This is a genomic window from Afifella sp. H1R, from assembly GCF_021462425.1.
In the GTDB taxonomy this organism is placed as follows: Bacteria; Pseudomonadota; Alphaproteobacteria; order Rhizobiales; family Afifellaceae; genus Afifella; species Afifella aestuarii.
Genome location: NZ_JAKEDY010000003.1, coordinates 232,205 through 251,200, shown reverse-complemented (window position 1 = coordinate 251,200; position 18,996 = coordinate 232,205). Strand labels below are relative to the sequence as shown.

At 66.1% G+C, this 18,996-nt stretch carries 14 protein-coding genes; 7 read left to right on the top strand and 7 right to left on the bottom strand.

From position 1 onward, the window contains the following. Positions 1-17: 17 nt before the first annotated feature. The 3 genes from L0F51_RS18210 to L0F51_RS18200 all read left to right on the top strand — a co-directional run bounded on the left by L0F51_RS18210 (position 18) and on the right by L0F51_RS18200 (position 3,924). Positions 18-1,163 (top strand): amidohydrolase, encoded by a 1,146-nt coding sequence (locus L0F51_RS18210; RefSeq protein WP_234630591.1) that lies wholly within the window; start codon positions 18-20, stop codon positions 1,161-1,163. Between the two features lie 158 nt (positions 1,164-1,321). Then, a complete protein-coding gene (locus L0F51_RS18205; RefSeq protein WP_234630590.1) occupies positions 1,322-2,803 on the top strand; it encodes an alkaline phosphatase D family protein in 1,482 nt (493 codons plus the stop codon). Between the two features lie 182 nt (positions 2,804-2,985). Then, a complete protein-coding gene (locus L0F51_RS18200) occupies positions 2,986-3,924 on the top strand; it encodes an alpha/beta hydrolase (RefSeq protein ID WP_234630589.1) in 939 nt (312 codons plus the stop codon). A gap of 15 nt (positions 3,925-3,939) precedes the next feature. Here the strand turns inward: L0F51_RS18200 and L0F51_RS18195 are convergent, their stop codons facing one another. From L0F51_RS18195 to L0F51_RS18180, 4 genes are all read right to left on the bottom strand, one after another. Next, positions 3,940-4,650 (bottom strand): DUF938 domain-containing protein, encoded by a 711-nt coding sequence (locus tag L0F51_RS18195; RefSeq protein WP_234630588.1) that lies wholly within the window; start codon positions 4,648-4,650, stop codon positions 3,940-3,942. A gap of 22 nt (positions 4,651-4,672) precedes the next feature. Continuing rightward, a complete protein-coding gene (gene folD, locus L0F51_RS18190) occupies positions 4,673-5,608 on the bottom strand; it encodes a bifunctional methylenetetrahydrofolate dehydrogenase/methenyltetrahydrofolate cyclohydrolase FolD (protein WP_234630587.1) in 936 nt (311 codons plus the stop codon). 249 nt (positions 5,609-5,857) lie between these two features. Further along, positions 5,858-6,028, bottom strand: coding sequence for a DUF1328 domain-containing protein (locus L0F51_RS18185; RefSeq protein ID WP_092809512.1), 171 nt, complete (start codon positions 6,026-6,028; stop codon positions 5,858-5,860). Positions 6,029-6,145: 117 nt separating this feature from the next. Then, positions 6,146-6,712 carry an NUDIX domain-containing protein gene (locus L0F51_RS18180; protein WP_234630586.1) on the bottom strand — a complete coding sequence of 189 codons (567 nt, stop codon included), beginning with the start codon at positions 6,710-6,712 and terminating at the stop codon, positions 6,146-6,148. Between the two features lie 188 nt (positions 6,713-6,900). Here L0F51_RS18180 and pepN point away from each other — a divergent pair, with 188 nt between their 5' ends. The 4 genes from pepN to petA all read left to right on the top strand — a co-directional run bounded on the left by pepN (position 6,901) and on the right by petA (position 13,789). Beyond that, a complete protein-coding gene (gene pepN, locus L0F51_RS18175; protein WP_370642448.1) occupies positions 6,901-9,588 on the top strand; it encodes an aminopeptidase N in 2,688 nt (895 codons plus the stop codon). 97 nt (positions 9,589-9,685) lie between these two features. Further along, positions 9,686-12,019, top strand: coding sequence for an ATP-binding protein (locus tag L0F51_RS18170; protein WP_234630585.1), 2,334 nt, complete (start codon positions 9,686-9,688; stop codon positions 12,017-12,019). A gap of 123 nt (positions 12,020-12,142) precedes the next feature. Then, positions 12,143-13,057, top strand: a complete 915-nt coding sequence (locus L0F51_RS18165) for a LysR family transcriptional regulator (RefSeq protein WP_234630584.1) — start codon at positions 12,143-12,145, stop codon at positions 13,055-13,057. Positions 13,058-13,219: 162 nt separating this feature from the next. Next, positions 13,220-13,789: a ubiquinol-cytochrome c reductase iron-sulfur subunit gene (gene petA, locus L0F51_RS18160; RefSeq protein ID WP_128292621.1), complete on the top strand. Its 570-nt coding sequence runs from the start codon at positions 13,220-13,222 to the stop codon at positions 13,787-13,789. A gap of 63 nt (positions 13,790-13,852) precedes the next feature. Here petA and L0F51_RS18155 read toward each other — a convergent pair whose 3' ends face one another. Genes L0F51_RS18155 through L0F51_RS18145 form a run of 3 tightly spaced genes read right to left on the bottom strand, consistent with a single transcriptional unit; the run spans position 13,853 to position 18,948 of the window. Continuing rightward, positions 13,853-16,858: a bifunctional [glutamine synthetase] adenylyltransferase/[glutamine synthetase]-adenylyl-L-tyrosine phosphorylase gene (locus tag L0F51_RS18155; RefSeq protein WP_234630583.1), complete on the bottom strand. Its 3,006-nt coding sequence runs from the start codon at positions 16,856-16,858 to the stop codon at positions 13,853-13,855. After that, positions 16,788-18,278, bottom strand: coding sequence for an ATP-binding protein (locus L0F51_RS18150; protein WP_234630582.1), 1,491 nt, complete (start codon positions 18,276-18,278; stop codon positions 16,788-16,790). Before L0F51_RS18150 ends, L0F51_RS18155 begins: the two co-directional genes overlap by 71 nt. After that, positions 18,271-18,948, bottom strand: a complete 678-nt coding sequence (locus L0F51_RS18145; RefSeq protein ID WP_092809500.1) for a response regulator transcription factor — start codon at positions 18,946-18,948, stop codon at positions 18,271-18,273. Before L0F51_RS18145 ends, L0F51_RS18150 begins: the two co-directional genes overlap by 8 nt. Between the last annotated feature and the right edge of the window lie 48 nt (positions 18,949-18,996).

The window sequence follows — 18,996 nt, the reverse complement described above, 5'->3', positions numbered from 1 at the left end:
AGCCCCCGGACACGTCCATGCTCCTTTCAAATCGCGACATCGTGGAACTGACGGAATGGCGGCGAAAGCTCCATAAGCGCCCTGAAATCTCCGGTGAGGAGGAGGAGACCGCCGCGGAAGTCGCCGCCTTCCTCGCACCGACGACACCCGACCGGCTCCTCACCGGGCTCGGCGGGCATGGGCTTGCGGCCCTTTACGAATCCGGCCGGCCGGGCCCCACGCTCATGTTCCGTTCAGAACTCGACGCGCTGCCGATCACCGAAGGGACGGAAGCACCGCACCGCTCGGAGATTTCCGGCAAGGGCCATCTTTGCGGCCATGACGGGCATATGGCGATCCTCGCCGGCGTCGCGCGCGGCCTTGCGTGCCGCCGGCCCGAAAGCGGCCGCGTCATTCTCCTCTTCCAGCCGGCGGAAGAGACCGGCGCGGGCGCGGCGTCCGTTCTCGCCGATCCGCGCTTTGCCGAGATCGCGCCCGACTTCGCCTTCGCGCTTCATAATTTTCCGGGTCTCCGCCTCGGCCATGTCGCCCTGAAGGACGGCGCCGCCGCCTGCGCCTCGCGAGGCATGAAGATCACCCTCACCGGCCGCACCGCACATGCCTCGCAGCCCGAGACCGGCCTCTCGCCGATGCCGGCCGTCGCACGGCTGATGCCGGAGCTGACGGCGCTCGCGGCGGGCGACGCACTCGTGGAGGATTTCTCGCTCGTCACCATCACCCATGCGGCGATGGGCGAGCCGGCTTTCGGCATCGCCCCCGGCGAGGCGGAGATTTTTGCGACCCTGCGCACGCTTCAGGACGCGCGCATGGAGGCGCTCGTCGCCCGCGCCGAGGCGCTGGTGGCGGAGACGGCAGGCGCTTTCGGCCTCTCCTTCGACATCGCCTATGAGGACGTCTTCTTCGCCTCAGACAACGATCCCGACGCGGTTGCGCATCTTCGCCGAGCACTCGACCATGAGCGGATCTTCCATTCTCCCGGCGAGCCGATGCGCGCCTCGGAAGATTTCGGGCGTTTCGGCGCGAGCGCGAAATCGGCCCTCCTCTTCCTCGGCGCCGGCGAGACCCATCCGCCCCTGCACGATCCCGAATACGATTTCCCGGACGACCTCATCGCCATCGGCGCGCGCATCTTTCTGCGCACGGCCTATGACATTCTGGGCTGAGGATCGGGCTTCCACGCGACGATGGCGCCGTTGACAGGCGCACGCAGCGTTTTACCACGGTCACCGCGTAGCCGCCGAGGTTCCATGCTCGATTCGTCCGTGACATCTGCCCGCGCGACGGGCACGCCGAAAACAGGCGCGCCGAAAGACGACACCCCATGACCGGCCGCGTCACAGACATGGCCGACAATGCCGAATTGCAGCGCCTCGCCGGACGGCTGAAGCCGCTTCTCTTCCTGCGCGGTATGGAGGGGAACCGCGTGCGCCTCGCCGTGCTCCTCATCCGCCCGATCACGCCGGAGCTTCCGAACCTCGTCACGCGCAACGGTGCGGTCGAGCCGGAGCTTCTCCTGTCGCGCTATGGCCTCCTCGCGCTGCGCTACACCTTCGCCTTGCCGATCGGCGCCGAGGTCCAGAAAGCCGCCTGGTACGAGCTCGAAGGCACCCGCTACGCCGTCAACACGGCCTATGACGGCGACCTCGCGCTCGCCTTTGTCTCCTGCAACGGCCAGGAAGAAGGCGACCGGGAACGGCCGGAAGAAAGCCGCAACACGCTTTGGGCGCGGCTTGGTGCGGCGCATGCGCGAGAGCCGCTGCATCTTCTTCTGCATGGCGGCGACCAGATCTATGCCGACGAGATCCTCGAAGCGCATCCGCTGACGCGCGAATGGGGCCGCGATCGCGGCGATCCGGGCTCCAATTCCGGCGCGGAAGTGCCGGAGGTCGTCGCCGCGCTGCGCCGGGTTTTGTTGCAGCGTTATCTCGAACTCTACGGCCAGCCGGCCATTGCCGACATTCTCTGCCGCGTCCCCTCGCTCGCCATGTGGGACGACCACGACATCTGCGACGGCTGGGGCTCGCTTCCGGACAAGAAACTCGATTCACCCGTCGGCAACGCCGTCTTCGCCGTCGCGCGCGAGCAATTTCTGCTCTTCCAGATGGGCGCCGTCGAAGGGGCTCTGCCCGAAACCTGTCTCGACCCCTCCGGCACCTCGCTCACCTGGCGCGTCGACATGCCGGGGCTGACACTGGTCGCGCCCGATCTGCGCTCGGAGCGGCGGCGCGACCGGGTCATGGGACCGGCGGGCTGGCGCGCGCTCGCAACGGCGCTCGCCGACGCCGAAGACGGCCGCATCCTTCTGTTGTCGAGCGTGCCGGCTCTCGGACCCCGTCTGTCGCTGATCGAGGCGGTGATGCGGATCACGCCGATCGCGGAGAAATACGAGGACGATCTGCGCGATCAATGGCAAAGCCGAACGCATCGCGAGGAATGGTGCAAGTTCCTGCGCACACTCCTCGCCGCGCATGAGCGGGACGATACGCGCCTCACGGTTCTTTCCGGCGAGATCCATCTCGCCACGCGCGGCACGCTCGCCTCCGATACCGGCGACCTCCATCAACTCGTCGCCTCCGGCATCACCCACCCGCCTCCACCGAAAGCCTATGCGGCCACCCTCGGCGCGCTTGCGAGCTTCGGCTCCGCCCCTTTGAAGCAGCATCCGATCAAACTCCTGCCGCTCCCCGGCAAGAGCACGATCTACACGGCGGAACGAAACTATCTGAGGCTCGCCCGCCGACACGGCGCCTGGGAAGCCTGGTGGGAGCTTGAATCCGGGCCGACGGAAAAGCTCGTCATCTGAGGCGGGCGGCGGATCGATCCGCCCCCACGGCCCATGCGTTCGCCGGCCATCTCCTATGCCGCGCCGGGTTTTTCCTCGCGGCGCTCCGGAACCCACCTAAATCCGATCTGACGGCCGACCCTTGGCAGCCGGAGGCAGCGCCTCTGCGCGCGCCAGGCGTCGGCAGACAGGAAAGGACGAACATGCCCATCGATCCGCAAGTCGAAAAAGTGCTCCAACGCATGGCGAAGGCCGGCGGACCGCCTCTGCACACGATGAGTGTCGCGGAGATGCGCGCCACCCAGGGCGTGCTGCAGCACACATTCGGCGGCCCGATCATCGATATGGCAGAGGTGAGAGACGTGGCGGCCGACGGGCCGGCCGGGCCGATCCGGCTCAGGCTCTACAGACCGCATGGCGTCGACGACACCGGACCCGCGATCATCTATCTGCATGGCGGCGGCTGGGTGCTCGGCACGCTCGACACGGCCGACACGCTCTGCCGGCGCATGGCCGACACCGCCCGCTGCCGGATCGTTTCCGTCGATTACCGCCTCGCCCCGGAAAACCCGTTTCCGGCCGGCCCTGAGGATGCGATCGCCGCCACGCGCTGGATCGGCGCCCATGCCGGCGAGCTCGGCATCGATGCGAACCGGATTGCCATCGCAGGCGACAGCGCCGGCGGCAGCCTCGCCGCCGTCACCACGCTGGCGCTGCGCCAAGAGTCGCCGAGGATCGCCTTTCAGGTGCTTCTCTATCCCGCGACCGACAACAGCGAAGCCTCCAATGCGCGCCCCTCGCGCATCGCCAATGCGAAGGCCCCGCCCCTCACGCTCGAAGACATGATCGCGCTCGTCCGCCATTACCTGCCCGATGCCGAGGCAGGGCTCGACTGGCGCGCCTCGCCGCTTCTTGCCGAAGACCATCACGGCCTGCCGCCAGCCCTCATCGTCACCGGCGGCCACGATCCGCTGCTCGATGACGGCGCGGCCTATGCGCAAAAGCTCCGCGAGGCCGGCGTCGAAGTCCTGCACCGCCATTTCCCGGGGCAGGTCCATGGTTTCATGGAACTCGGCGGCGTCGTCGACGCCGTCGGCGAGGTCATGGAGACGATCGCGCTTCTCGCCAGGCAGCGCTTCTAGGAGAGCTCGCCTGCCTCAGCGCCCGTAGACCAGAATGTGGTTGTTCGCCGGCATCTCGATCTTGTCGAGCGGCTTCAACCCGTTCGCGCCGGCAAGGACGCAGAGCGCCTGCACGTCGCGCAGGCCCCATTCCGGGTTCGCCGCCCGCAATTGCGCGTCGAACTCGGCATTGCTCTCGCTCATGGCGCCGTCATGGGCGAACGGGCCGTAGATGAAGAGCAGGCCGTCATCGGCGAGATGACGGCCGGCCCCCGCCATCAGATGTCCCGACACGGCGAAAGGTGTCACATGCAGGATGTTGATGGCGAGGATGGCGGCAAGCTTCGCCGGCGGCCGCCGCGTCGCGCCACCCTCTTCGCCGAGCCGCCAGGTCTCGCAGAGATCGAGATCGACGACGTCGCGCAGATTGGGCTGCGGGTCGAGGGCCGCCCAGGCGGCGATGCTCGCCCGGTGCATGGGCTCTTTGTCGGACGGCCAGAAGGTGAGATGCGGAAAGGCCTTAGCAAAGCCCACGACATGCTGGCCGGAGCCGGAGCCCACTTCCAGAACATCGCCTGAGCGCCCCTCCAGAAACGGCGTCAGCGCCGCGCGGATCGGCACATGGTTCTTGTGGAACGAACGCGTGTCGAGGCGTTTGTCGCCCGCGGCCACGGGGCTCGTGCTTTGACGGCCAGGGATGAAATCGGTCATCTCCGGAAAATAGAGAAGGCCGGCGCCCACGGCCATACGGCCCGCCGTCGCGGCAGGCTCAGCCCTGAAAGATTCCCGCCCCAATCTCCGGGCGTCCCGCCTTCCTCGAGGCCGCGATCACCGTATTCGCCATCAGCATAGCGATCGTCATCAGCCCGACGCCGCCCGGCACCGGCGTGATGGCCCCGGCGACGTCCGCGGCCTCGTCGAAATCGACATCGCCGACGAGCCGCGTCTTGCCCTCGCCCTTCTCGGGCGCGGGAATGCGGTTGATGCCGACATCGATCACGGTCGCGCCCGGCTTCACCCAGTCGCCCTTGATCATCTTCGGCCGCCCGACGGCCGCAACCAGGATATCGGCCGAGCGGCAGACGGCAGGAAGATCGCGCGTCCGCGAATGGGCGATCGTCACCGTGCAGTTCTCCGCCAAAAGCAGATGTGCCACCGGCTTGCCGACGATGTTGGAACGCCCGACGACGACGGCGTTGAGCCCGCTCAGATCGGGCGTCACCGATTTCGCCATGACGAGACAGCCGGCCGGCGTGCAGGACACGAGCGCTTCATCGGCCGAGCCCGACACGAGGCGGCCGACATTGATCGGCGAAAGCCCGTCGACATCCTTGTCCGGATCGATGGCCGCGATCACCGCCTTCTCTGAAATGTGCTTCGGCAGGGGAAGCTGCGCCAGGATGCCGTGGATCTTCGGATCGGCATTGAGCCGCGTGATCAAGGCGAGAAGCTCGGCCTCGCTCGTTGCCTCCGGCAGGCGATGCGTCTCGGAATGAAAGCCGCATTCCTCCGCCTTCAGGCCCTTGTTGCGGACATAGACCTGGCTTGCCGGGTCCTCGCCGACGATGACGACGGCAAGTCCCGGCTTCACGCCGGTTTCCGCTTCGAGCGTCTCGCGCGCCGCCTTCACCTTGTCGATGGTCTGCGGTGCGATCACCTTGCCGTCGATGATGTGAGCTTTGGGGCGCGCTTGGGGCTCGGACATATGCTTCTCCGTCAGGATCGCGCTCAAGGCGCGTGCGGGCCTGATAGCGTGCACGGATCGCAAGCGCAAAGGGGCCTTTCGGCGAGGTTCGCAGAGCTTTGCCGAACCTCAAACCACGTCGCGGGGACAACGATAAGAGACAAAGAAAAAGGCCGCCGCCGTTTTGCCGGCAGCGACCTGTCTGGTTTTCCTCCCCGATCTGAGGATCTTGGCGAAGATCCCGAGCGGGAGATTTGGCTCAGGCGAGCGTCAGATGCGACGCCCGCGGATGCCGCCGAAGATGGCCGAGATAAGGAAGAGGACCACGGCGACGAAGAAGATAATCTTGGCAATGCCCACAGCCGTGCCGGCAATACCACCAAATCCAAGAACCGCAGCAATCAGCGCGATCACGAGAAAGGTTAATGCCCAACCGAGCATGACAAACTCTCCTGTCTTCTGCGCCAATTGGCGCTTTCGGGACAGATAACGCGCAGAAACGTGTTCGGTTCAATTGCACGCTTGAAAAAGTTTGCTGCCTCGCAAGAGGCCGAGGTGTCACAGACCGCGTAAAAGCAGCGCCTGGGCCAGGATCAGCGTTTTGGCGTCGTTGATCCCCGCTTCCCGCACGACAGCGAAAAGCCGATCGAACGAGATCTCCACGACCTCGATCGCCTCGCCTTCCTCGTCCTTGCCGCCACCTGCGTTCTTGCGGTCCTCTGGCCGATAGGGCGCCAGAAAAAGATGCGCGAGTTCCGTGAGACAGCCGGGAGCCGGGTAGACGCTTGCGACATGTTCGGCCTTGCCGAGCGTCACGCCGAGTTCTTCTTCCGCCTCGCGCAGGGCCGCTTCCTCGGGCGTCTCGCCCGGATCGATGATCCCGGCGCAGGCCTCCATGATGAAGCCGCCTTCGGGGCGCTCGGCAAGCGGCGCGCGCCATTGCCGGACGAGGAGGACCGTGCGGCGTTCGGCATCGTAGGGAAGCAGGCTCGCCGCATCGCCATGGTCGATGACTTCGCGCTTGTGCGCCTCTGACGAGAGCCCCGTCACCGTCAGCTCGTCCATCCGGTTCCAGCCCTCATAGACGCGGCGACGTTCGACGATTTCTGGCAGCGTTTTCTTCATGGCGGTCGGAAGCTCGGCTATGACGGAAGGAGATTTTTGCGGCGGCATGGACGATTGCAGAGAGGCCGGCAAGGACGAAAGCCGGAAAAGGCGCAGCAAATTCCGCGAAATCGCAGGCAAACCGCGGGTTCCTGCCTTTCCGTCGGCTCATTTCGTCTCTACATGCGGCAACGAGATGCAAGGAGCCTATGATGCAACGTGAGGGCGCCGCAGTGGTGCGGCTCGAAGATTACCGACCGACCGATTACGCCATCGACACCGTCGATCTCGATTTCCGCCTCGATCCGACGGCGACCCAGGTCACCGCGTCTCTGGCACTTCGTCGCCGCGAGCCCTCCCCGGCTGAAAATCCGCCCCTCGTTCTCAACGGCGACGGGCTGAAGCTGAAGCAGGTCTTCGTCGATGGCCGCACGCTCAGCGCCGACGAATACGAAGCGACGCCCGACCGCTTCACGCTCTCCACACCGCCGCACGAGCCCTTCACGCTCAAGATCGTCACCGAGATCGATCCGGAGAACAACACGGCCCTGATGGGGCTTTACCGCTCGAGCGGCGTCTACACGACGCAATGCGAGGCGGAAGGCTTCCGTCGCATCACCTATTTCTACGACCGGCCCGACGTGCTCTCCGTCTACACCGTGCGCATGGAAGCGCCGCGGGCGGCGACGCCCGTCATGCTCTCCAACGGCAATCTCATCCAAAGCGGCCCGGTGGAAGGCACCGACCGCCATTATGCCGTCTGGCACGACCCGTTTCCGAAGCCCTCCTATCTCTTCGCCCTCGTCGCCGGCGACCTCGGCTCCATCCACGACGAATTCGTCACCGCATCCGGCCGGCGCGTGCGCCTCGGCATCTTTTGCGAGCACGGCAAGGAAGAGCGCTGCCGCTACGCCATGGATGCGTTGAAGCGCTCCATGCGCTGGGACGAGGAAGTTTTCGGGCGCGAATACGATCTCGACGTCTTCAACATCGTCGCCGTGTCCGATTTCAACATGGGCGCGATGGAGAACAAGGGTCTCAACGTCTTCAACGACAAATACGTGCTCGTCGATGCGGAGACCGGAACGGACATGGATTACGCCCATGTCGAAGGCGTGATCGCGCACGAATATTTCCACAACTGGACCGGCGACCGCATCACCTGCCGCGACTGGTTCCAGCTCTGCCTCAAGGAAGGCCTGACCGTCTTCCGCGATCAGGAATTCTCCTCCGACATGCGTTCGCGTCCGGTGAAACGGATCTCCGACGTGATCGGCCTGCGCCAGGCGCAATTCCCGGAAGATGCCGGCCCGCTCGCCCATCCGGTGCGCCCGACCGCCTACCGCGAGATCAACAACTTCTACACGGCGACCGTCTACGAAAAGGGCGCCGAAATCTGCCGCATGCTGAAGCTCGTCCTCGGCGATGAAGGCTTCCGCGCCGGCATGGACCTCTATTTCGAGCGCCATGATGGCGGCGCCGTCACCATCGAGGATTTCATCGCGTGCTTTGCCGATGCGACCGGCAGAGATCTCACCCAGTTCTCGCTCTGGTACCACCAGGCCGGCACGCCGAAAGTGACGCTCCGCCACGCTTATGATGCGCAGAGCGAAACGCTCTCTCTCAGCCTTGCCCAGGAGCTGCCGCAGACGCCGGACAACAAGCCGAAAGAGGCGCAGCTCATCCCGCTGTCCTTCGGTCTCGTCGGCCCTGACGGTCAGGATCTCTCCTGGGAGAACGTCGATGCCCCGGCCGGCCTCGGCGAGGCCGGCAAGGAGGCGCTCGGGCGCGGTCTCATTCTTCTCACCGAGAAGGAAGTGAACCTCACCTTCCGCGGCGTGCGTGCCGAAGCCGTCCCGTCGGTGCTGCGCGGATTTTCGGCGCCCGTGAATCTCGAGGCGGATCTCACCGACGACGACCTCTTCTTCCTGGCGCGCCAGGACACGGACGCCTTCAACCGCTGGGAGGCGCTGCAGAGCCTCGCCCGCCGGGCGATCCTCTCAGGCTATCAGGCGCTGTCGAGCGGCGGTGCCGCCTCGTTCGACCCAAGGCTCGCGGCGGCCTTCGCCGAACTTGCCGAGAACACCGATTTCGACCCGGCTTTCCGGGCACTCGCCCTCGCCTTGCCGTCGGAAAACGAGATCGCTCAGCTGATCGCCAAGGATGTCGATCCCGACATCGTCTACGAAACGCGGCAGGCGCTTGCCGGCTTCATCGGCGAGAAGTCAGCCGAGCGCATCGTCGAGGCGGCCAAGCGCGAGCCTGCGATGCCGGCCTATTCGCCCGATGCCGACAATGCCGGACGCCGCGCCCTCACCTTCGCCGCCTGGCGCTATCAGATCGCCGCCGGCAAGGCGCGCGGTCGGGACGAAGGCACGCAGGTGCGCAAATCCTTCGAGACGGCGACCAACCTCACCGAGCGTCTCGCGGCGCTCAGGCTTCTCGTGCACGAGAACCTCACCGGCGCCTCGGCCGCGCTCGACGCCTTCTTCGAGCGCTACCGCGACAATCCGCTCGTCCTCGACAAATGGTTTGCCGTGCAGGCGATGCAGCCCGGCCACGAGACGCTGAAAAAGGTCGAGGCCCTCACCCAGAATCCGGCGTTCTCCTGGAAGACGCCGAACCGGGTCTATTCGCTGGTGCGCACCTTCGGGGCCGGCAATCCGACGGCTTTCAACCGTCCCGACGGCGCCGGCTATCATTTCCTCGCCAATGCGATTGCCGATCTCGACAAGAGCAATCCGTCCGTCGCCTCGCGGCTCGCCACCTGCTTCCGCAGCTACCGGCTGCTCGAACCAGGGCGCCGCACGCATGCGGAGGCCGCCTTGCGGGCGCTCGCCGACCGTCCGGACCTCTCCACGGATGTGGCCGATATCGTCATTCGTACGCTGGGGTAGAAGCCGATCTTCCTGCGGGTCTGGACAATCTGATTCGCTCAGATTCAAATGAGGTGATTCGGGGGTGCGGCTGCCCCCAAATCACTGGAGGTTCTGCATGGCGCGGGCTCATCAAGCCATCGCGTCCGCGTTCAGGCGTCTACCCAACGTAAGACGCCTCGACCGGCAAGCGCTGGCGGGCCATGCGCGCCTCTTCATCCACCCTGCCTATGCGCGGCTGGTGCGAGCGGAGCCGCTGATCCGCCGCCTCATCCCGTTCCTCATCGTCCTCTTCATCATCACGCTCGGCATGATGCGGATCGTCGTCTTGAGCGATGCGCGCGGCGATATCGAGAACAAGGCCAAGCTGACGCTCGGCCTCCTCGCAAGCTCGATCGCCACCAATCTCGAAGAGATGCGTGGGCAGATGCCGGCAACCGCGATGTCGGAGACCTATCACGGCATCCTCGCCAACGCGCTGCCGCCCGGCGCGGAGGATTCCGGCCGCGTCACCGTGCTCGCCGATCCGCTCGGCAAGATCGTCGCGGTCGATCCTTACGCGGTCGAACTCGTCGGCCGTTCGCTCGATGATCTTCTCGGTCCCGGCCAGCCGCTCACCACGCTCGGCGAGCGCGCCGGCGTTTTGTCCATCCGTCTGCCGGACGGCAACGACGTGCTCGCCACCGTCCACCATATCGGCGAGGCGACCGGCTCCGTCGCCATCTACCAGCCGCTGTCCGCCGTCTTCGCCAACTGGCGCAGCAACGTGTCCCGTGAGGCCACCGTCTTCGTCGGCACCTCGATCATCCTGTCGATCCTGGGCTTCGCCTATCAGGCACAGACGACGCGCGCGGAGGAGGCCGATTACATCTACAGCGAAACGCAGAACCGCGTGCATATGGCGCTGATGCGCGGTCGTTCGGGGCTGTGGGACTGGGATCTGTCGCGCGGGGCGATCTTCTGGTCGCCCTCGATGTACGACATCGTCGGCCTGCCCGCGATCAACAACCTCCTCTCCGCCGGGGATGTGTCGTCGCGCATCCATCCGGAAGACGGCGATCTCATCGAAATGGCGAACGCCCTCATCCAGGCCGAGGGGGCGCAGATCGACCGCGAATTCCGCATGCGCCACGAATCCGGCCGCTGGATCTGGGTTCGGGTGCGCGGCGAGGTCGTGCGCGATGCCGACGGGCCGCATTGGATCGGTATCGCCGTCGACGTGACGGAATCGAAGCTCGCCGCGGAAGCCTCCCGAACCGCCGATCTTCGGCTGCACGACGCGGTGGAGGCGATCTCGGAAGCTTTCGTCTTGTGGGACGCGTCCAACCGCCTCGTCCTGTGCAATTCCAAATATCAGGAGCTCTATCAGCTCCCGGACAATCTGGTGCGGCCGGGCACCGCCTATGCCGATGTCGTGGCGAGCGGACGGCGGCCGCAATTCGCAAGCCTCCTGCCCGCCGCCGAAAGCCCGCAGCTCGGCGGCCGCTCCGTCGAAGCGCGCATCGAGGACGGGCGCTGGCTGCAGATCAACGAACGGCGCACCAAGGATGGCGGCTTCGTCTCCGTCGGCACCGACATCACCGCCTTGAAGCAGCATGAAGCCCAGCTTCTGGAGAACGAGCGCAAGCTGACGGCCACCGTCGCCGACCTCCGCGGCTCGCGCCAGCAGCTCGAAAAGCAGGCCCAGCAGCTCGTCGAACTCGCGGAGAAATACGCGCTCGAAAAGGAGCACGCCGAGGAGCTCTCCCGCGTCAAATCGGAATTCATGGCCAATGTCAGCCACGAGCTCAGAACGCCGCTCAATGCCATCATCGGCTTTTCGGAGATGATGCAATCGGGCGCCTTCGGCCCGCTCGGGAACGAAAAGTACGAAGAATACTGCGCCGATATCCGCGATTCCGGCGGCTATCTCCTCAGCGTCATCTCCGACATCCTCGACATGACGCGGCTGGAATCGGGCCACATCTCGCTCGATCCGAGCGAGGTCGATCTTGCCGAACTCGCCGAAGAGGTGGTCGCGAGCCTCGGCAAGGAAGCCGCCGAAAACAACATCGACATCCGCCTGGAGGTGGAAAAGGACTTCCGGCTCGATGCCGACCGCAAGGCTCTGCGTCAGGCGCTCCTCGCCGTCGTGTCGAACGGCGTCAAATTCACGCCCGCCGACGGCAAGGTGAAGATCAGCGCCCGCAGGCGCGGTGGCGAAGCGCTGATTGCGGTGGAAGACACCGGCATCGGCATTCCGAAAAAGGCTCTCGAGCGGCTCGGCCGGCCCTTCGAGCAGGTGGCCCGCCAGATGACCCGCGACCACAAGGGTTCAGGTCTCGGCCTCGCCATCACCCAGTCGATCGTACAGCTGCACGGCGGCGATATGCGCATCGATTCCTCCGAAGGCGTCGGCACACGCGTCACGCTGTCCCTGCCCTTGCACCAGCAGGCGGCGAACGCCGCCTGAGCATCCGGCACGACGGCCCCGTCCGCCCGCGACGTTCCGCCCGCCGATCACGGCTTAATCCTGCGGCCGCGATCCTTATATGCAGGTTGCATCATGTGATCCCCGCAGCAGCAAGGCAGGCCGTTGGAATTTCACCATTTGCGCAGCCTCGTCGGCGTTGCCGAGACCGGTTCGATCTCGCGCGCGGCCGAGCACCTCGCCACCAGCCAGCCCGCCGTCAGCGCGCATATCAAGCAGCTTGAGGAGGAGCTCGGCTTTGCCCTCTTCGAGCGTTCCTCGCAGGGCATGCGGCTCACGGCGGCAGGCGCCGAAATGCTGGTGCGGGCGCGTGCTGTCCTCAAAGCCCGCGCCGAATTCCTCGATCACGGCCGCTCGCTCGGCGGCACTCTCAAGGGCGTCATCAGCCTCGGCATCTCGCCCTGCGCCTGCGAGCATCGTCTGGCAGGCCTCATCGCCGGCATGGCGCTGGCACATCCCCTCACCCGGCTCGACATCTGCGAGGCCTCTTCGGCGGAGATCCTGGAGCGCATCCGCTCCGGCGAACTTCTCGCCGGCTGCGTCTCCACCGAGCCTGATCTCGAAGCCGGGCTTGCCGCGGTGGAGATCGACACGATCGTGGTACGCGCCGCGATCCCGAGCGCCTGGCAGGAACGGCTCGCCGGCGCCGACAGCGACACACTCTCCGAAACACCCTGGCTCCTGCCGCCGCCCGGCACCCAGTGCCGCAGGCTCGCCGAGGCGATCCTTGAGCGGCGCGGCATCCACCCGCAGGCGATCGCCGGCACGGTCCCCGAAAAGACGGCGCGCGAGCTCATCGCCGGCGGCATGGCCGGCGGCTTCCTGCACATCTCCGCCTGCTCGGCCGAAACGCCCGGCATCTCCTGGCTCTCCGACATGGAAGGCCGGGCGGCGCAGCGTCTCGTCTATGCGGACAGGAAACCCCAGAACGCGCTTCTCACCGGCCTTCTCGACGTCGCGCGCAGCGCCTTGCCTCGGCCTTCGGCGAGACCCTCGCAAAAGCTGAGTATGCCCCTCTGATATTACTATTTCTGCGGTCGTGAGCGCTCCCCTACATTGAGTTTGCCGGACCATCGGGTGGCCTGCGGCGGCGGCTGTACCGACACGACCTCGTCCCCACACCGTCGTTGACATGCTCTCCGAAGGGCCGGCGTCCTTTTTATCGGCAAGGGAGCAATTTCCATGACCGCAGCTGTAACGAGCGGAGGCGGCGAGCCTACGCGACGCGACTTCATCGTCGTCGCGACCGGCGCCATGACGGTCGCGGCTGTCGGCGGCCTCGCCTGGCCGTTCATCGACCAAATGAACCCCGACAGTTCGGCGCTGGCGCTGGGCTCCATCCAGGTCGACGTGTCCGGCATGGAAGCCGGGCAGTCGATCACCGTGATGTGGCGCGGCAAGCCGGTCTTCATCCGCTACCGCACCCCGGAAGAGGTGGCGGCAGCGCGCGACACGCCGCTTTCGGACCTCAAAGATCCGGTGGCACGCAACGAAAATCTCGAAGCCGGCGCCCCGGCGACGATGGAAAACCGCAGCCCCGCGGGCCGCGAAGAATTCCTCGTCATGATCGGCATCTGCACCCATCTCGGCTGCGTGCCGACCGGTGAAGCGGGCGAATTCGGCGGCTGGTTCTGCGCCTGCCACGGCTCCGTCTACGACACGGCCGGGCGCATCCGTCATGGGCCGGCGCCGCGCAACATGGATATTCCGATCAACAATTTCGTCGACGACACGACGATCAAGATCGGCTGACGGCTTCGGCTTGGGCGGCGCTCACCCCCGGCGCCGCCTTCTTTTTCAGGTCAGGCCTCGCTTTCAGGCGCCGTCGCCCTCGTCGGCTGCCTGAGAGCCCTCCCGGCGCAAAAGCCCGTCGAAGATCTTGTGCACCTCGGCCTGCGCCTGATCGAGGCGCGCAATCAGCCCGTCGAAATCGCTCATCACCTGGCTCGGCGGCAGGTCGCCAGCTTCGGCGACGATCTCCGCCTGCGTGGCGAGCCGCAAGAGCAGACGCTTCGTGCCCTCCGCCGTCGCATCCGGATCGCGTGCCGCATCTTCGCCGATGAGCCGGAGCCCCTGCAGCAAAGCCGCCTGCAGGCGCGAGGCTTTGGCCAGCACCTTCCACGTCCCGTCTTCCCCCGCATTGCTCCGCTCTTCGTCCCCTGCATCGTGCAGGCTTTCGAAGATGCGGTGAGGCGGCGCCGGCTGCGGGGCCGCCCGTCCGGCCAGGATCAGATACTGCGCCAGGAATTCGAGCGCCGTCAGCCCGCCGGGCACCGTCTTCAGCTGCCAGCGCGACGTGCCGCCTTTGGCCGCCTGCACGCGGTCATACATGGAGGCGATGTCGTCCCTGAGCTTTTCGTCCTCGCGTCGGGTCGCGAGCACCTCGGAAATCACCGTCTCGACACGCGTTCCGAGGTCGCCTTCGGCAAAAATGCAGCGCGCCCGGCACAGCGCCATATGCTCCCAGGTCCAGGCCTCTTCCCGCTGATAGCGTTCAAAGCCCGAAAACGGCGTCGCCAGCGGCCCGGCGCGTCCCGACGGGCGCAGCCGCAGATCCACTTCATAGGCGGCGCCTTCCGCCGTCTGCGCGGAGAGCGCCGTCACGAAGCGCTGCGTCAGCCGCGTATAATACTGGCTCGGCGCAAGCGGCTTCTCGCCGTCGGATTCCTTCGCGTCGGCGGCGAAATCGTAGACGACGATGAGGTCGAGATCGGAGGTCGCCGTCATCTCGCGGCTGCCGAGCCGACCCATGGCGAGAAGCGCGACATCGCCCCCCGGCACCTCGCCATGACGGCGGGCAAATTCCCGCCGCGTCGCCACGAACAGCTCCGTGATCACCGTCTCGGCGAGATCGGCAAAGGCACTGCCGGCTTCCGGCGCATCCATCGCGCCCGCGAGCACTTTCACGCCGATCAGAAAGCGCATCTCGCGCGCAAAGATCCGCGCCCGGTCGAGCCGATCCTCGTAGCTGCGCGCATCGGCCAGGCTCGTGCGAAGCTGCCCGTCGAGCGCCTTGCGTCCGATCGGCTCGGCCAGCAATTCCGGGTCGGTCAAAATGTCGATGACATGCGGCCGCTTGGCGAGCGTTTCCGCCAGCATCGGCGAGGCGCCGAGCACCAGCGCCAGAAGCTCGAGCAGGCCCGGATTGGCGGCAAGCAGCGAAAACAGCGGCACCCCCGCCGGCAATTTGCGCACCACCGCATCAAAGGCGCGGAAGGCGGCATCCGGATCCGGCGTCTCGGCAAGGGCGGCGAGAAGGGCCGGCGTGAACTCCGTCAGCCTTTCGCGCGCCGTCGTCGACCGCGTCGCCTGATAGCGGCCGAAATGCCAGGCGCGCACGGTCTCCGTCACGTTCGCCGGCTGCCGGAAGCCGAGGTGAGACAAGGTTTCAAGCGTGCCTGGATCGTCGTCGCCGCCCGTGAAGACGAGATTGCCGAGTTCTGTCGACAGCGGCGCCGCCTCCTCGAACAGCTCCTGATAGCGCGCGGCGACGGCGTTGAGATGTTTCAGAAGCTCCGTCTCGAAATCCTCAAGCTCGGCAAAGCCGCAGAGCCTGGCGATGCGCTGAAGCCCTTCACCGTCTTGTGGCAGGGTCTGCGTCTGCTCGTCGCGCACCATCTGCAGCCGATGCTCGACGCCGCGCAAAAACACATAGGCGCGGTCGAGCTCGGCGGCTTCCGCGCCGGTGATCCAGCCCTTTTCGGCAAGCTTTGCCAGCACGTCGCGGGTGCGCAGGCCGCGCAGATCGGCGTCGCGGCCGCCGGCGATCAATTGCTGCGTCTGGGCGAAGAGCTCGATATCGCGAATGCCGCCCCGCCCGCGCTTCAGATCGTGGCCGGCGACGCGCACCTTGGCGTGGCCGCGATGGATATGCACCTGCCGCTTGATCGAATGGATGTCGGCGATCGCGGCGAAGTCGAGATGCTTGCGCCAGATATAGGGGCCGAGCTCGCGCAGAAAGTCCTCGCCCACCTTCCTGTCGCCGGCGGCCGGCCGCGCCTTGATGAGCGCGGCCCGCTCCCAATTCTGGCCCATGCTCTCGTAATAGGAGAGCGCGCCCGGGATCGACAGCGCGACGGGCGTCGCCCCCGGATCGGGACGAAGTCTCAAATCGACGCGGAAGACATAGCCGTCGGCGGTCCGCTCCTGCAGGAGCGAGACGAGCCGGCGCACGATCCTGACCCAGAAGACGGAGCGTTCGACACCCTCAGCCGGCCCCGGCGTCTGCGGATCGAAGAGCACGATCAGATCGATGTCGGAGGAATAATTGAGCTCGTGCGCGCCCTGCTTGCCCATGGCGAGCACGACGAGGCCACATTCGCGCGGCCCGCCCCCCTGCCATTTGCCCTGCCTCTCCGCCTCGCGCAGGAGAAAGGCGAGCGCGGTGTCGATCGCCTGATCGGCGAAATCGGACAAAGCGCCAACGACGCCTTCAAGCTCCAGCGCACCGCCGAGATCGGCAAGGCCCAGCGTCAGCGCGACCTTCTGCTTCGCCTGCCGCAGCGCCGCCATCAGCGCCTTCTCATCCGCTGGCTCCAGATCGGAGAGAGCGGCCGTCGTCTCCTGGAGCAACGCCTCCGGCGCCGCGTCGATGATCTCGGCGAGCCGGTCGATATCCTTTGCCGCCAGATCGAGGAGATAGGGACAATCGCCGAGGCTCGTCCCTAGGAAGGCTTTCAGAGCGTCATCGGCGAGGAGCGCCTGAAGTGCTGCCTCCTTCTCCTGGCGTCCGGCGGCATGGGCAAGGCGCTCAAGCGCCTTTTCCGCCTCCGGAGACGGCGGCAGCGGCTTGATCCTTTGCCTCAGAGCTTTTTGCATCATCGGTGAGCGCTCTTTCGTTGGGCAGGGCCAGGACAGCTCTAAGGCCTGGCGCGGCATCTTCCAACCTCAGCTCGCCATGATGCAGTTTCGTCACGGCCGCAACGAGAGCGAGGCCGAGGCCAAAGCCCGGGCGCGTGCGGCTTTCGTCGAGACGCACGAAGCGCTCGATGACGCGCGGGCGGTCGGCTTCGGGAATGCCCGGCCCGTTGTCGGCGACGGAAAGCTCCACGCCCGCCTTGCCGCGCTTCAGGCCGATCCTCACATGCGCATCCTCCACCACCTCGCCGGCATGCTTGATGGCGTTGTCGACGAGATTCGCGAGCGCCTGGCTCAGAAGCTCGCGGTTGCCGTAGAGCATCACCGGCTCGTCCGGCAGATCCGCACTCAGCGAAACGCCCGCATCTTCGGCGAGAGGCTCATAAAGCTCCACCACATCGGCGACGACGGCACTGCCGTCGATCTCGCCGAAGGCAAGCCCCGACGAGCCCGCTTCGGTGCGCGCAATCATCAGCAGAGCATCGAAGGTTCTGATCAGCTGGTCGGCGTCTTCGAGCGTCGTCACCAGTGCCTCGCGGCCGCCGTCATCGGGATGCGCCAGCGCCGCCTCGACCCGGTTGCGCATACGCGTCAGCGGCGTCTTGAGATCGTGAGCGATGTTGTCGGAGACCTGTTTCAGCCCGATCATCAAGGCTTCGATGCGCGCCAGCATGGTGTTGAGGCTGAGCGCCAGGCGGTCGAACTCATCGCCCGTCCCCGTCACTTCCAGACGCCCCGACAGATCGCCGGTCATGATCTGCCGGCTCGTCGCGGAGATGGAATCGATGCGTTTCAGGACGCGTCGCGACACGAACAGCCAGCTCGCCAGCCCGAGCACCACCATCAGCCCGACAGTCAGGATCAGCGCCTGGCGGATGATCGCCACGAAACGCTGCCGTTCACCGATGTCGCGGCCGACGAGAAGCCGGAAACCGCCGGGCAGCGCGAAGACGCGCACCAGCGCCACATGGTCGGCGCTCGTATCCTCTTCCAGCCGGCGATAGGGGATCGGATGGAGATCGGAATCCGGGCGCGTCAGCACTTCCGGGGGTACCGCGGCCACGTTGCCGACGATGATGTCTCCATCCGGATCCGTGACGAGATAGAGGCTCGCGCCCGGCTGGCGGCTGTGCCGGTCGATGATGCGGGCGACGCGGCTCAAGCCCCCCACCTCGTACTGGCGGGCGAGCTCGCGCGTTTCCTGATCCACCGCCTCGGCGAGCTGCGTCGTCAACAGCTGCGTCGTGTTCTTGGCGATGTAGAAGATGAGGAAGGCGGCGAAGATCGTGAAGACGGCGAGATAGACGGCGGCGAGCTTGAAGGCCGTGGTGCGCAGTAGGCGCAGCCGGCCGCCGGCCTTGCCCGCGGGAGACCGTTTAGCCATCGTCGCGGATGACGTAGCCGGCGCCGCGCACCGTGTGCAGGAGCTGCTTTTCGAAGTTCTTGTCGATCTTGCCGCGCAGGCGCGACATGTGCACGTCGATCACGTTGGTCTGAGGATCGAAGTGATAATCCCAGACATTCTCCAAGAGCATGGTGCGGGTGACGACCGTGCCGGCGTTCTTCATCAGATATTCCAGAAGCCGGAATTCGCGCGGCTGCAGCAGGATCGTCTCGCCGCCGCGCGTCACGGTGCGCGCCAGACGGTCGAGCTCGAGATCGGCGACCCGGTAGCGGGTTTCCGCCTCGTTCGGCGTGTTGCGCCGCGCCAGCACCTCGATACGCGCCAGAAGCTCTGAAAACGCGTAGGGCTTGGCCAGATAATCGTCGCCGCCGGAACGCAGCCCCTTCACCCGATCGTCGACCTGGCCGAGCGCCGAGAGGATCAGCACGGGCGTGCGGTTTTCCTCCTCGCGCAGTTCCGAAATCACGGAGAGCCCGTCGCGTTTCGGCAGCATCCGATCGACCACGAGCACGTCGTAATTCTCGTGCGAGGCCATGGCATAGCCTTCGTCGCCGTCACTTGCGTGGTCGGCGACATGGCCGGCCTCGCTCAGCGCCTTGACGAGATAGGCGGCCGTTTCCTGATCGTCTTCGATGACGAGAATACGCATGAGAGGGAGCTTCCTTTCCGTCTCCTTGGTGGGGCTGAGACGCGAAAC